Origin of the sequence: Vibrio sp. 1641, from assembly GCF_033339995.1 — a bacterium.
GTDB classification, from domain to species: domain Bacteria; phylum Pseudomonadota; class Gammaproteobacteria; order Enterobacterales; family Vibrionaceae; genus Vibrio; species Vibrio alginolyticus.
Map to the genome: position 1 here is coordinate 1 of NZ_JAWOVP010000469.1, position 534 is coordinate 534.

Here is a 534-nt window from a genome sequence, read left to right on the forward strand (position 1 = left end):
TGCAGCTTACCGCCACATTGTTGAAGGCAAAGCGTCGATTGGTTTACGTTTAAATCCGGGCGTGAGCTACGCGGGTCAAGACCTCGCAAACCCTGCGCGCAAATTCTCTCGCTTAGGTGTACAAGCCGATCACATCAAACCTGAAGTATTTGAAGGTATTGATGGCGTGATGTTCCATATGAATTGTGAGAACAAAGATGTGGACGCGTTTATCGGCCTATTAGATGCGATTTCAGAGCAGTTTGGCGAATACCTAAACAAGCTGGATTGGGTGAGCATGGGTGGCGGCGTATTCTTCACGTGGCCGGGTTACGATATTGAGAAGCTAGGTCTAGCGTTAAAAGCATTCTCTGAGAAGCACGGTGTGCAAATGTACCTAGAGCCGGGTGAAGCCATCATCACTAAGACGACAGACTTAGTGGTTACTGTGGTCGATATCGTTGAGAACGTGAAGAAGACAGCAATTGTTGACTCTGCAACTGAAGCACACCGTCTTGATACGCTGATTTACAATGAACCAGCTTCCATTCTAGA

Annotated in this window: 1 pseudogene; it reads left to right on the forward strand. The window is 47.4% G+C overall.

Going from position 1 to position 534, the window contains the following annotated elements:
- Positions 1-534: pseudogene (locus R7Z47_RS26610) on the forward strand (carboxynorspermidine decarboxylase); the annotation flags it as partial.